The 11,882-nt window shown below is 73.5% G+C and carries 12 protein-coding genes; 7 read left to right on the forward strand and 5 right to left on the reverse strand.

Annotated features, from left to right (window positions below; all coding sequences use genetic code 11):
* Window positions 1-38 precede the first annotated feature (38 nt).
* On the forward strand, window positions 39-491 hold the full coding sequence (speD, locus tag CR162_RS01060; protein WP_099093677.1) for an adenosylmethionine decarboxylase: 453 nt from the start codon (window positions 39-41) through the stop codon (window positions 489-491).
* A gap of 83 nt (window positions 492-574) precedes the next feature.
* Complete coding sequence (speE, locus tag CR162_RS01065; RefSeq protein ID WP_099093678.1) at window positions 575-1,444, forward strand: polyamine aminopropyltransferase; 870 nt, start codon at window positions 575-577, stop codon at window positions 1,442-1,444.
* Window positions 1,445-1,499: 55 nt separating this feature from the next.
* On the opposite strand, the gene CR162_RS01070 is transcribed toward speE, so the two are convergent.
* The gene (locus CR162_RS01070) at window positions 1,500-1,736 is read right to left on the reverse strand and encodes a hypothetical protein (RefSeq protein WP_099093679.1); all 237 of its coding nucleotides are present in this window, start codon (window positions 1,734-1,736) and stop codon (window positions 1,500-1,502) included.
* Window positions 1,737-1,850: 114 nt separating this feature from the next.
* On the opposite strand from CR162_RS01070, the gene CR162_RS01075 reads away from it, so the two are divergent.
* The 3 genes from CR162_RS01075 to recA all read left to right on the forward strand — a co-directional run bounded on the left by CR162_RS01075 (window position 1,851) and on the right by recA (window position 4,962).
* The gene (locus CR162_RS01075) at window positions 1,851-2,126 is read left to right on the forward strand and encodes a hypothetical protein (protein WP_099093680.1); all 276 of its coding nucleotides are present in this window, start codon (window positions 1,851-1,853) and stop codon (window positions 2,124-2,126) included.
* Window positions 2,127-2,160: 34 nt separating this feature from the next.
* Window positions 2,161-3,774: an ATP-binding protein gene (locus tag CR162_RS01080; protein WP_245870052.1), complete on the forward strand. Its 1,614-nt coding sequence runs from the start codon at window positions 2,161-2,163 to the stop codon at window positions 3,772-3,774.
* A gap of 147 nt (window positions 3,775-3,921) precedes the next feature.
* Complete coding sequence (gene recA / locus CR162_RS01085; protein WP_099093681.1) at window positions 3,922-4,962, forward strand: recombinase RecA; 1,041 nt, start codon at window positions 3,922-3,924, stop codon at window positions 4,960-4,962.
* A 54-nt stretch (window positions 4,963-5,016) separates the two neighbouring features.
* On the opposite strand, the gene CR162_RS01090 is transcribed toward recA, so the two are convergent.
* Both CR162_RS01090 and CR162_RS01095 read right to left on the reverse strand, forming a co-directional pair.
* On the reverse strand, window positions 5,017-7,587 hold the full coding sequence (locus CR162_RS01090) for an AsmA family protein (RefSeq protein WP_099093682.1): 2,571 nt from the start codon (window positions 7,585-7,587) through the stop codon (window positions 5,017-5,019).
* Window positions 7,588-7,591: 4 nt separating this feature from the next.
* On the reverse strand, window positions 7,592-8,569 hold the full coding sequence (locus tag CR162_RS01095) for an RluA family pseudouridine synthase (RefSeq protein ID WP_099093683.1): 978 nt from the start codon (window positions 8,567-8,569) through the stop codon (window positions 7,592-7,594).
* Between the two features lie 119 nt (window positions 8,570-8,688).
* On the opposite strand from CR162_RS01095, the gene CR162_RS01100 reads away from it, so the two are divergent.
* Both CR162_RS01100 and CR162_RS01105 read left to right on the forward strand, forming a co-directional pair.
* Entirely contained in the window at window positions 8,689-8,898 is a 210-nt protein-coding gene (locus tag CR162_RS01100) for a hypothetical protein (protein WP_099093684.1), read from the forward strand.
* Between the two features lie 147 nt (window positions 8,899-9,045).
* A complete protein-coding gene (locus CR162_RS01105) occupies window positions 9,046-9,408 on the forward strand; it encodes a DUF4440 domain-containing protein (protein ID WP_099093685.1) in 363 nt (120 codons plus the stop codon).
* A 595-nt stretch (window positions 9,409-10,003) separates the two neighbouring features.
* On the opposite strand, the gene CR162_RS01110 is transcribed toward CR162_RS01105, so the two are convergent.
* Together CR162_RS01110 and CR162_RS01115 are read right to left on the reverse strand one after the other, a co-directional pair.
* Window positions 10,004-10,408 (reverse strand): fluoride efflux transporter FluC, encoded by a 405-nt coding sequence (locus CR162_RS01110; protein WP_099093686.1) that lies wholly within the window; start codon window positions 10,406-10,408, stop codon window positions 10,004-10,006.
* On the reverse strand, window positions 10,405-11,853 hold the full coding sequence (locus tag CR162_RS01115; RefSeq protein ID WP_408887442.1) for a replication-associated recombination protein A: 1,449 nt from the start codon (window positions 11,851-11,853) through the stop codon (window positions 10,405-10,407). Before CR162_RS01115 ends, CR162_RS01110 begins: the two co-directional genes overlap by 4 nt.
* Window positions 11,854-11,882: the final 29 nt, after the last annotated feature.

Below are 11,882 nucleotides of genomic sequence, written 5' to 3' on the forward strand. Positions count from 1 at the left end.
ACCCTGGTCATCTTCTGGTGGGAAGGAGCCCTCAAACCATGGACGCTCTCGTTTCTCCGCTGGGGATGGTTTCGGATTGCAGCCCGAGCGAAGCCCAGTCTGTTGATATCCGCGGCGAGGCGAAGGACCACTTCGTCGAGCGCGACGGTGTGCGCTTTGCCGGCACGCATCTGATCGTCGATCTGTGGGGCGCCACGAATCTCGACGACCCCGCGCACATCGATTCCGTTCTGCGCGAGGCCGCCATCGAGACCGGCGCGACCATCCTGCACGGTCACTTCCATCACTTCGCTCCGGACGGCGTTTCCGGCGTGCTGGTGCTGGCCGAGAGCCACATCTCGATCCACACCTGGCCGGAGCGCGCCTACGCGGCGCTCGACATCTTCGTCTGCGGCATCTGCAACCCCTACAAGGCGGTGCCGATCCTGAAGAAGGGCTTTGGCCCGGAGCGCGTGCAGCTTGCCGAGCACAAGCGCGGCCTGATCGGCTGACACCAGCCTTTCACGTGACGAGGCGGGGGCGGGGTCTCACGATCCCGCCCCCTTCTTGCGTTTCCCGACCGAGGAACTTCTCCATGCCGACCGATTCTTGGGTGAACGAGACGCTCTACGCCGAGTGGGGCCAGCGCTTCCTGGTGAAGCGCGAGCTGGCCCGCGTGCAGAGCGACTTCCAGGACATCATGCTGTTCGAGAGCTACAGCCACGGGCGCGTCATGCTGCTCGACGGCGTGGTGCAGATCACCGAGAAGGACGAGTTCGTCTATCAGGAGATGCTGACCCATGTGCCGCTGCTGGCGCATGGCGACGCGAAGCGGGTGCTGATCATCGGCGCCGGCGACGGCGGCGTGCTGAAGCGCGTGCTGCAGCACCGCAACGTCGAGAAGGCCGTCATGGTCGAGATCGACGGCGAGGTGATCCGCCTCTGCAAGGAGCACATGCCCGACATCGCCGGCGACGCCTGGAACGATCCGCGCGCCGAGGTGATCGTGGGCGACGGCATCGACTATGTGCGCAAGGCCGAGGCCGGCAGCTTCGACGTGGTGATCGTCGATTCGACCGACCCGATCGGCGTCGGCGAGGTGCTGTTCACCGACGAGTTCTATGCCAACGCCGCGCGCCTGCTCTCCGGGCGGGGGCTGATCGTCAACCAGTGCGGCGTGCCGGCCATGCAGGCGGAGGAGCTGGCCGAGACCAGCCTGCGCCGCGGCAAGGTCTTCCCCGACATCTGGGCCTATGTGGCCGCGGTGCCGACCTATGTCGGCGGCTTCATGACGCTGGGCTGGGCGGCGAAGGACGCGACGCTGCGCCAGGTGGACACCGCCACCATCCGCGCCCGCGCCGAGGCCGCCGGCATCCTGGGCGCCACCGGATACTGGACGCCCGAGATCCACACCGGCGCCTTCAACCTGCCGCCCTACATCAGCAAGCATCTGCCGCAGGGTTGATGCCGGACGGGAAGGGGGAGAGCGGCGGCTTCCCCCTTCGCGGTTTCGCGTTGCCTCACAGGAGGCGCTGCAGCCGCTCCACCCGCGCGAGCAGGCGGCGCAGCGCCAGCCTGGCCTCGTCCTGCCGGGCGGCGGGCAGGGAAAGCGTGGCGGCGCAGAGGGCGGTGATCTCGGCATCCAGGCCCTCCAGATCGACGGCCCGGCCGCCGCTGGCCAGCGCCTCGGCTAGCGTCAGCGTCGCTTCCGTCGATTCGAGGGCGGCCATCAGGGCGGGCAGGGGCGTGGCGGGCATGTGGAAAGGCTAGCGCGGCCTTTCTTACCGGAATCTGCAAGACGTGCCGCCCTAACGAAATCCTCACCTCCCGGCTGCCATCCTGCCGTCTCCCACCGCGCGCACGGAGGCACCATGGAGATCAACGAGGCGCTGGACACCTGCCTGGCCGGCATGCTGGCGCCGTCGGAGCGGCTGCTCGCCCTCGCCAGCCAGCTCTCCCGGCGGAAAGATCCGGCGCCCGCGGCCGGCGCCGGACAGATCCCGCCCACATCCTTTCGCGGCCTGGAGGGGGTGGACGGCACGCCGCCGCCCGCCGGCGTCGCCGCGCGCAACCGCCTGGTGCTGGGCAATGCCCGCGCCACCCTGCGGCAGGCGCTGGAGCAAACAGGCGGCCAGCGAAAAGCCTGACATCACGGGTTCGTGATGATAGGGTTCAAGGGTCATGGCGCTGCGCGATTCCTGGAGCCGCTGGATGGGCCGCCTGTGGCCCGACCCTGCGGGAGCCTTCCAGTCCCTCCTGGCCGGCTTGCCGGAGCCGGCGCTGTGGCTCGACCGGAAAGCCTGCCTGCGCGGCGGCAACGCCGCCTTGCGCCAAGCCCTGGGTCCGAGCCTGCCGCTCCGCATCGGCCAGCCCGCCACCCTTTTCTTCGCTGCCGGTTCCCGCGCTGCCCTGAGGCTGTGGCTGGAAGGCGGCACCGAACCCGCCGAGCTTCGCCTGGCCGCGCCACAGGGACAGACGGGCATGGCGGTGTTGCCGCGGCGCATCATCCTGCCGCGCGGCGAATCGGTGCTGCTGCTGGCGGATGCCGCGCCACGCCAGGCCCTGGCCGCGCAACTCGCGGAGTCGGACCGGCTGCAGGCCCTGGGCAGCCTTGCCGGCGGCATCGCCCACGACTTCAACAACCTCCTGAGCGTGGTGCTGGGCGCCACGGAGGAGGCGCAACGGCGCCTCGGCGCCACCCCCGACCCCGCCATGGCTGCGGAGCTGGAGCAGGTGCGGCAGGCGGCGGAACGTGGTGCCGCGCTGGTGCGGCAGTTGCTGGCCTATGCGCGGCAGCAGGTGCTGGAGCCCCGGCTGGTGCCGCTGAACACCGCCGTCTCCGCCATGGCGCGGATGCTGCGCCCGCTGCTCGGCCGCGCCATCCTGCTGGAACTGGCACTGGATGCGCCTGAGCGCATGGTGCTGATCGATCCCTCGCAGCTCGACCGCGTGCTGATGAACCTGGCGATGAATGCCCGCCAGGCCATGCCGGAGGGTGGGCGGCTGGTGCTGTCCACCAGCCGCGCGCTGCTGCTGCAGCCCGAGCCCGCCATGCCCGAACCCCTTCCGCCCGGGCGCTGGACCGTGCTGGAGGTGCGCGACAGCGGCCACGGCATCCCGCCCGAGATCCTGCCGCGCATCTTCGAGCCCTTCTTCACCAGCCGCGCCAAGCAGGGCGGCACCGGCATGGGGCTGGCCACGGTGCATGGCATCGTCCGGCAATCGGGCGGCTACATCGCGGTGGAAAGCCGGCCGGGGCAGGGCACGCGCATCCGCATCCTGCTGCCGCGCGTCGAGGCGCCGGTGTCCGGGGCGGCGGGCCCGCCTGCCGCCGATCCGCCTCCTGCCCTGGCCTTGGCGCCGGACGCTTCCGCGCCCGGCACTGAGGCCGGCACTGAGCCCCTGCCGGGGCCGCTGCTGCTGGTGGAGGACGAGGCGCCGCTGCGCCGCCTGGCCGAGCGGACCTTGCGGCGGGCCGGCTGGTCCGTGCTGGTGGCGGAGGATGCGGAGGCGGCGCTGGCCATCGCCGCCCGGGCGCCGCCCGCCCTGCTCGTGACCGACGTGATGATGCCGGGCTCCATGGATGGCCCCGCCCTGGCGCGTGCCCTGCGTGCCACGAATCCACGCCTGCCGGTGCTTCTGGTGAGCGGATACGCGCCATCCGTGATAGAAGAGGGCCTTGCCGGCGAGGCGCTGCGCTTCCTGGCCAAGCCCTATGGTGCGGCCGAGCTGACGGCGGCGGTGAAGGACTTGGCGGCGGTCGCGGAAGGCTCTTGCGAAACGCGTCAATCATGAACATATAGCGAACACAGGGATGGTGCGAAGGGGTGGCGCGGGGCGCGACCTTTGCTCCATCCACATGTTATTCCAGACACCCGGAGCGGTCCCCAGGCCGCGCCCGATCGCGAGACGAACAGAGCCGAAGGGCGAAGAGGTTCCAGAATGGATAAGAACAAGGCGCTCGACGCCGCGCTCAGCCAGATTGAACGGGCCTTCGGCAAGGGCTCGATCATGCGCATGGGCGCCAAGCAGCAGTCCGACGAGATCGAGGTGATCCCCACCGGCTCGCTCGGCCTCGACCTGGCTCTCGGCATCGGCGGACTGCCCAAGGGCCGCATCGTCGAGGTGTATGGCCCGGAAAGCTCGGGCAAGACCACGCTCGCGCTGCACGCCATCGCCGAGGCGCAGAAGCGCGGCGGCACCTGCGCCTTTTTGGACGCCGAGCACGCGCTCGACCCCGGCTATGCCCGCAAGCTCGGCGTGGACGTGGACAACCTGCTGATCAGCCAGCCCGATGCCGGCGAGCAGGCGCTCGAGATCGCCGACACGCTGGTGCGCTCCGGCGCCATCGACGTGCTGGTGGTGGACAGCGTCGCCGCCCTGGTGCCGCGCGCCGAGCTGGAAGGCGAGATGGGCGACAGCCATGTCGGCCTGCATGCCCGCCTGATGTCCCAGGCCCTGCGCAAGCTGACCGGCTCCGTGTCCCGCTCCAACACGCTGCTGATCTTCCTGAACCAGATCCGGCTCAAGATCGGCGTCATGTTCGGCAACCCGGAAACGACGACGGGCGGCAACGCCCTGAAGTTCTATGCCTCCTGCCGCCTCGACATCCGCCGCATCGGCCAGATCAAGGACCGGGACGACGTCATCGGCAACCAGACCCGCGTGAAGGTGGTGAAGAACAAGATGGCCCCGCCGTTCCGGCAGGTCGAGTTCGACATCATGTATGGCGAGGGCATCTCGAAGGTGGGCGAGCTGCTGGACCTTGGCGTGAAGGCCGGCGTGGTCGAGAAGTCCGGTGCCTGGTTCAGCTGCGACAGCCAGCGCATCGGCCAGGGCCGCGAGAACGCCAAGCAGTACCTGCGCGACAACCCCGCCATGGCGGACAGCATCGAGCAGCGCATCCGTGCCCAGGCCGGCATCGTCGCCAACAGCCTGATGGTGGCGGGCCCCGATGCGGACGACGCCGCCGCGGCCGAGTAAGGCGGCAAGGCAGCGGCGCGGGGAGCGGAAACGCCCCCCGCGCCTTTTCCGTGTTCAGCGGCCGAGCAGGCCGCGCAGCAGGTCCACCGGGCTGGAAGGGCGCTCCTGCGGGGTGGCGGCGGGCTTGGGCGCCGGAACCGGCCCGGCCCGGCCGCCACGCGCCACGGCGAGCTGCTGCGCGCAGTCGGGCAGGGCGTTGCCGCGCCCGGCGAGCTGCTGCGCGAGCTGGCCCAGCACGGAGCCCTGGTTCTCCATCTGCCGCGCCACCAGGTCGCCCACGATGCCGGCGGTGGCATCGGCCACTCCGGCCGGGTCCAGCCGGTAGCTCGGCGCGGCCAGCGTGCCGCCCACCAGCACCGGGGCCGTCAGCCCCAGCCCGCCGAGCCGCACCTGCGGCAACAGGCGCAGCGCGAGCTTCTCCTGACCGAGATCGATGCTGCCGCTGCCCACCACATCGGCGAGGCCGGTTTCCAGCAGCATCGCCTGCGGCCGGGCGACACCCTCCCGCAGGTTCAGCCGCAGGGCGATGCAGCGCAGCGGCGTGCCGCCCTCGGTCGGCGCGTTCGGCACCAGCATGCGGCGCAGGTCGCCGCCCAGGCGGTCCAGCAGGCGGTTGTCGATCTGCCCGTTGGCCATGGCGAGGCCGAGATGCCCGCTCAGGCTGGCCGCCAGCGCGCGCAGCCCGGCACCCGCGCCGACGAGATCCGCCTCCACCTCCAGGCGGCCGCTCGCATGGCCGTTCAGGCCATAGGCCTGCAGCAGCGGCCGCAGGTCCAGCCCCGCCCCCTCGTGCCGCAGCGCCAGGGAAAGGCGCGGAACGGGGCCGGTGGCATCGGCGCCGAGGCGGCCACCCAGGCGCCCGCCGGGCAGCGTCACCCCGAGCGGCTCCACCGCGAGGAGGCCATCCTGCAGCTTCGCCGTGCCGCGCAGGTCGCGATAGGCGACCCCCTTCGCCACCAGTTCCGCCACGGCGAACTGCACCTCGCCATCCAGCCCGCGCGGCGCCAGGCCGGGCAGCGGCAGGTCCGGGATCACCCGTCGCGGCCCAGCGGTTCCGGCGGGCGGCGCGGGCGGGCGCGGCGGCACGTCCGGGGCCGCGGGAGGCGCAGCCGGCGCGGGAGTGGCGTTCGGGGTAGCCGGCGGGGACGCCAGCAGCGCGTCGAGGTCGAGCCTTGCCGCGTTCAGCCGGGCGGTCAGCGCCGGGCGGGGGCCGCCCGTGGCCAGCCGCGCCTCGCCCTCGAGCACGGCCTCGCGGGCGCGCAGGCGGAGCCCTTCGAGGACCGCCCCGCCCGCCGGCAGCAGCAGCCGGCCTTCCAGGCTCGCCTCGGTCAGGCGTGGCCCCGGCAGGCCCAGCGCCGCCAGCAGCGCCGCGGTGTCGGGCGCGGCGAGGCTCAGCGCGACCGCGGCGCCGTCCAGCCGCGGCCCGTTCAGCTCGGCCCGCGCCTCGGCGGTGGCGCCGGCGCCACGCAGCGCCAGCCGCAGCGGCCACGGGCCGCTACCCAACAGGGCCGCGGGGCCGGGAATCTGCCCTTCCGCGCGCACCGGCAGGCTCCCCCAGGCGAGTTCCGCCTCAAGCTGCCCCGGCGCTTCCGGCTCCGCCAAGCGGAGCGTCGCCGCGCCCAGGGAGAGGCCGGGCAGGAAGGCGCCGAGATCGCCGCCCGCGCTGCGGGCCGTCAGGGGGCCGATCCGGGGCGGTTGCCCGGCGCCGCCATCGGCCAGCTCGGCGTCCAGTTCCAGGGCGCGCAGCGGCGGCAGCTTGGCGCGCGGCAGGAAGGGCGCGAGGCGGGCGGTGCTGTCCGCCATGGCCTTCACGTTCAGCCGCCAGCCGGCGGCGACCTCCGGCCGTGTGGCGCTGCCATCGGCCACGAGCCGGAGCCCGGGCGCGGACAGCGCCACATGCAGCGGCCAGGGAGCGGCCTGATCCTCCGGCGCGGAGCCGGTGCCGAGGAGCCGCGCCAGCGGCCCGGCCTGGCCCTCCAGCGCCACCGCCACGCCGCGCAGCCCGAGCGTGCCCCGCAAGCCGAGCGGCGCCGCCGGCGTTTCCGCGCGCAGCGCCAGGCCGCGGATCTCCAGCACCTCGCGCCGCGCGGCGCGGGGATCGTGCCAGGTGAGCCGCCCGCCCTCGATGTCGATGGCGGCGATGAACAGCGCCAGCCGCCCATCGCCCGCACTGTCCGCCATGGCGGCATCTGGCCGGTCCATGGCGGGGCCGGGGGCGGGGGAGAAGCGCCAGTTGCCCCGGCCGCGCGCATCCACCTCCAGCAGCAGGTCCGGCTCCACCAGCGTCAGCTGCTCGAAGGCGATCCGGCGCGAAAGCAGCGGCAGCAGCGCGAGCCGCGCCTCGACGCGGCGGGCGGTCAGCATCTCCGGCCGGCTGCCGCCCGGCATGTTGGCCAGCGACACGCCTTCCAGCGTCACCGTCGGCACCAGGGACAGCTTGATGCCGACCGGGCCGGACAGGGTGAGGGCGCGCCCCGTCGCCTGTTCCACGGCGGCGGTGATGCGCGGGCGCAGCACGGAATCGCGCAGCGCCAGCTTCAGCCCGCCCCAGGCCAGGACGGGCAGGGCGAGGATCACGGCGGCGCCGATCAGCGCGGCGCGGCGCGGGCGGCGGGGCGCGGCCATGCGCTCAGCTTACCCGGCGCGGCTGCGGCGTGCGCGGCACCTCGAAGCCCAGGGTGCGGAAGCTCTCGACCATGTGCGGCGGCAGCGGCGCCGAGACCTCCAGCGTGCCCCCTTCCGGATGCGGCACGCGGAGCGCGCGCGCATGCAGGTGCAGCGCGTGGGACATGCCCTCCAGGTGCGCGGCCTGCCCGCCATACTTGCCATCGCCCAGGATCGGGCATTCCAGCGCGGCGGTGCAGTGGACGCGGAGCTGGTGGGTGCGGCCCGTCAGCGGCCGCAGCTCCAGCCAGGTGGCGTGGCGGCGCGCCACGTCCACCGTGCTGAACTCGGTGACGGCGGGCACGCCTTCCTTTCCCTCGGCCGGCGCGGTGCGCTCGCCCTGGCCGGTGCCGACGCGCGCCAGCTTCATGTCGATCCGCCCCGCCTCGTAGCGGGGCTGGCCCACCACCAGCGCCCAGTAGGTCTTCTGCGCGTCCCGCCCGCGGAAGGCACCGGCCAGGTGGCGCGCCGCCCGCGCGTCCCGCGCCAGCAGGATGACGCCCGAGGTGTCGCGGTCCAGCCGGTGGACGAGGCGCGGCCGCTCCTCATGGCCGAAGCGCAGCGCGTCCAGCATCCCGTCCAGGTGCTTGCGGATGTTCGGGCCGCCCTGCACCGGCAGGCCGTGCGGCTTGTTCAGCGCGATGATGCTGTCGTCGCGGTAGAGCACCAGCTTCTCCAGCGCCCGCGCATCCTCCTCGCTCACCTCCCGGTCGCGGCGCTCGGGCTCGGGCGCGGGGCCCTCCGGCAGGGGCGGGATGCGGATCTCCTGGCCGCGCGACAGGCGGGTGTTGGCCTCGGCGCGCTTGCCGTCGACGCGGATCTGCCCGGTGCGCAGCATCTTCTGCAGCGCGCCCTGCGTCACCTGGGGGAAGTGCCGGCGGAACCAGCGGTCGAGGCGGGAATCCTCGTCCGCCGGATGGACGATGCGATGCTGGATGGTCATGCGCGGGGAGGTAGCCCCGGCGGCGCGCCGCGTCGAGCGAAAACCGGGCCGAATCCGCTTGCGCGAAAGGAATATATTCCTTATTTCCTTACCATCTTACTTTCCTTGGGAGGCCGCGCATGAACACCCCGAAACTGGCGAAGCTGACCAGCAAGAACCAGCTCACCCTGCCGCGCGCCGTGGTCGCCGCCCTGGGCCACCCGTCGCACTTCCGGGTCCAGCTGCATGCTGGCGCGCTGGTGCTGTGGCCGGGGCGGGTGGTGACGGTGCTGGACGAGCCGGAAGCGGCGATGATGCTCGAGGGTAGGGCCGGGAGCGCGCCGAAGTAAAGGTATTTATTCCTCTGCGTCGCGCCACTGCCGGCCGGCCATGCCCTCCGGCCGGGCCGCTTCCGGCAACAAGCGGCGCGGCGCGGGGCGGGTGAATGATCGGACGCGGCCGGCGTTCCTTTCCCGATCCGCAACAGGAGACGGAACATGGATGACGGCCGGGTCTGGTCCTTCGAGGAAAGCCTCTGGACGGGGGATGCCGAGCACTACCGCGAGCTGGTGGACGAGGAGTGCCTGATGGTGCTGCCGCAGCCGCCCTTCGTGCTGAGCGGCGAGCAGGCGGTGGCGGCGGTTTCCGACACGCCTCGCTGGACCAAGGTGGCGATCTCGGAGCGGCAGGTCTCGCGCCCGCAGGAGGGGCTGATCGTCGTCGCCTACAAGGTGAACGCCGAGCGCGAGGGCACCACGCCCTATGAGGCGCATTGCACCTCCACCTACCGGCGGCTGGAGCATGAGGTGTGGCGCGTGGTGCAGCACCAGCAGACGCCGCCGCTCACCGTCACGCCCTGAGCCGGCGCGCCGCCGCCCCGCGCCGGCCAGAGCGGCGCGGGAAGAAGGGGGCGGCGCGGGAAGAAGGGGGCGGCGCGGGAAGAAGGGGGCGGCGCGGGAAGAAGGGGGCGGCGCGGGAAGAAGGGGGCGGCGCGGGAAGAAGGGGGCGGCGCGGGAAGAAGGGGGCGGCGCGGGAAGAAGGGGGCGGCGCGGGAAGAAGGGGGCGGCGCGGGAAGAAGGGGGCGGCGCGGGAAGAAGGGGGCGGCGCGGGAAGAAGGGGGCGGCGCGGGAAGAAGGGGGCGGCGCGGGAAGAAGGGGGCGGCGCGGGAAGAAGGGGGCGGCGCGGGAAGAAGGGGGCGGCGCGGGAAGAAGGGGGCGGCGCGGGAAGAAGGGGGCGGCGCGGGAAGAAGGGGGCGGCGCGGGAAGAAGGGGGCGGCGCGGGAAGAAGGGGGCGGCGCGGGAAGAAGGGGGCGGCGCGGGAAGAAGGGGGCGGCGCGGGAAGAAGGGGGCGGCGCGGGAAGAAGGGGGCGGCGCGGGAAGAAGGGGGCGGCGCGGGAAGAAGGGGGCGGCGCGGCAAGAGGGCAGTGGCGCGGGAAGGGGAAGCGCAGGGGCCGCCTCAGCCCGGGGGGCGGCCCAGTGCGTGGCCCAGCGCGAAGGCGGCGGCGAAGGCGCCGAGCCCGCCCAGCAGCGTCAGCCCCAGATAGAGCGCCGCCAGCGCCGGGTTCCGCAGGAACAGCGTGCCGGCGTCGAGGGAAAAGGCGGAGAAGGTGGTGAAGCCGCCGAGAAAGCCGGTGACGACCAAGAGCCGCGCTTCCTGGCCGAATGGCATGCCGCCCAGCATGGCCCCGCCCAGCAGCCCGATGGCGGCGCTGCCGGCGACGTTCACCGCCAGCGTGCCCCAGGGCAGGTGGGTGCCGAGCCAGCCGGCGCACCAGATGCCCACCGCGTAGCGCAGCACCGAGCCCGCCGCGCCGCCCGCCGCCACCAGGGCCAGCAGCCCGGGCGAGAAGGGGCCGCTCAAGCCGGCCCGCCGCGCCGGGTGCGGCGGGCGGGCGGGGCGGCCGCCTCCTCGCGGGCGCGCTCCTCCCGCAGCCGCGCCCAGTGCTCGAGGCGCTCCAGGATGCGCGCCTCCATGCCGCGCCCGGCGGGGCGGTAGAACTGCGCGCGGTCCATCCCGTCGGGGAAGTAGTTCTGGCCGCTGAAGCCTTCCGCCTCGTCATGGTCGTAGGCGTAGCCGTCCCCGTAGCCGAGGCTCTTCATCAGCTTCGTGGGCGCGTTCAGGATGTGGGCGGGCGGCATCAGGCTGCCGGTCTCGCGCGCCGCCCGCCGCGCCGCCTTGTAGGCGGCATAGACGGCGTTGGACTTGGGCGCCGTGCCGAGATGCACCACGAGCTGCGCCAGCGCCAGCTCCCCTTCCGGGCTGCCGAGCCGCTCATAGGTTTCCCAGGCGGCGATGGCGGCGGGCAGCGCGGTGGGGTCGGCCAGCCCCACATCCTCGGCCGCGAAGCGGGTCAGGCGGCGGGCGATGTAGCGCGGGTCCTCGCCGCCCTCCAGCATGCGGGAGAACCAGTAGAGTGCCGCGTCCGCGTCCGAGCCGCGCAGCGACTTGTGGAGCGCGGAGATGAGGTTGTAGTGCTCCTCGCGGTCCTTGTCGTAGAGCGCGGCGCGCTTCGCCAGCAGCGCGGCGAGACCGGCGGGGTCGAGCGGCGCGGCGCCCTCGGGCAGGGCCAGGAGCTGCTCGGCCATGTTGAGGAGGTAGCGGCCGTCGCCGTCCGCCATGGCGCGCAGCACGCCGCGCGCCGCCTCGTCGAGCGGCAGGGGGCGGGCGGAGACGTCCTCGGCGCGGGCCAGCAGCCGCTCCAGCGCCGCGTCGTCCAGCCGCCGCAGCACCATCACCTGGCAGCGGGACAGGATGGCGCCGTTCAGCGCGAAGGAGGGGTTCTCGGTCGTCGCGCCGACCAGGGTGACGGTGCCGTCCTCCACCACGGGAAGGAAGCCGTCCTGCTGCGCGCGGTTGAAGCGGTGGATCTCGTCCACGAAGAGCAGCGTGCCTTGCCCGCCGCTGCGCCGCGCCCGGGCCTCGTCGAAGGCGCGCTTGAGGTCGGCCACGCCCGAGAACACCGCCGAGAGGGCGGCGAAGCGCAGCCCCGCCGCCTCGGCCAGCAGGCGGGCGATGGTGGTCTTGCCCACCCCCGGCGGCCCCCACAGGATCAGCGAGGCGAGGGCGCCGCGCTCCAGCATGCGGCTGATGCTGCCTTGCGGGCCGAGCAGGTGCTCCTGTCCCACCACCTCCTCCAGCCGGGCGGGGCGCAGCCGGTCGGCGAGCGGGCGGGGCGCGCCGGGCTCCGGCGGCGGGCCGTCCTCCCCGGCCGTGGCGGGGGGCTGGCCAGGGGGCATTCCGGGGGTAGGGCCGAACAGGTCCCCGGCGGGCGGGTTGGCGGCGGTGGCGGGGCGGCGAGGGGGCATGAGGGCCTTATAGCGCCGGGCGGGCGGCG

It is taken from the genome of Teichococcus rhizosphaerae (assembly GCF_002631185.1).
Classification (GTDB): domain Bacteria; phylum Pseudomonadota; class Alphaproteobacteria; order Acetobacterales; family Acetobacteraceae; genus Pseudoroseomonas; species Pseudoroseomonas rhizosphaerae.

What these genes read in the sequence shown, in the direction of transcription:
- CR162_RS01075 (WP_099093680.1), top strand. Translation starts at nt 1,851, where the DNA reads ATGGAGATCAACGAGGCGCTGGACACCTGCCTGGCCGGCATGCTGGCG.
- speE (WP_099093678.1), top strand. Translation starts at nt 575, where the DNA reads ATGCCGACCGATTCTTGGGTGAACGAGACGCTCTACGCCGAGTGGGGC.
- CR162_RS01100 (WP_099093684.1), top strand. Translation starts at nt 8,689, where the DNA reads ATGAACACCCCGAAACTGGCGAAGCTGACCAGCAAGAACCAGCTCACC.
- recA (WP_099093681.1), top strand. Translation starts at nt 3,922, where the DNA reads ATGGATAAGAACAAGGCGCTCGACGCCGCGCTCAGCCAGATTGAACGG.
- CR162_RS01070 (WP_099093679.1), bottom strand. Translation starts at nt 1,736, where the DNA reads ATGCCCGCCACGCCCCTGCCCGCCCTGATGGCCGCCCTCGAATCGACG.
- CR162_RS01090 (WP_099093682.1), bottom strand. Translation starts at nt 7,587, where the DNA reads ATGGCCGCGCCCCGCCGCCCGCGCCGCGCCGCGCTGATCGGCGCCGCC.
- CR162_RS01080 (WP_245870052.1), top strand. Translation starts at nt 2,161, where the DNA reads ATGGCGCTGCGCGATTCCTGGAGCCGCTGGATGGGCCGCCTGTGGCCC.
- CR162_RS01115 (WP_408887442.1), bottom strand. Translation starts at nt 11,853, where the DNA reads ATGCCCCCTCGCCGCCCCGCCACCGCCGCCAACCCGCCCGCCGGGGAC.
- speD (WP_099093677.1), top strand. Translation starts at nt 39, where the DNA reads ATGGACGCTCTCGTTTCTCCGCTGGGGATGGTTTCGGATTGCAGCCCG.
- CR162_RS01105 (WP_099093685.1), top strand. Translation starts at nt 9,046, where the DNA reads ATGGATGACGGCCGGGTCTGGTCCTTCGAGGAAAGCCTCTGGACGGGG.
- CR162_RS01095 (WP_099093683.1), bottom strand. Translation starts at nt 8,569, where the DNA reads ATGACCATCCAGCATCGCATCGTCCATCCGGCGGACGAGGATTCCCGC.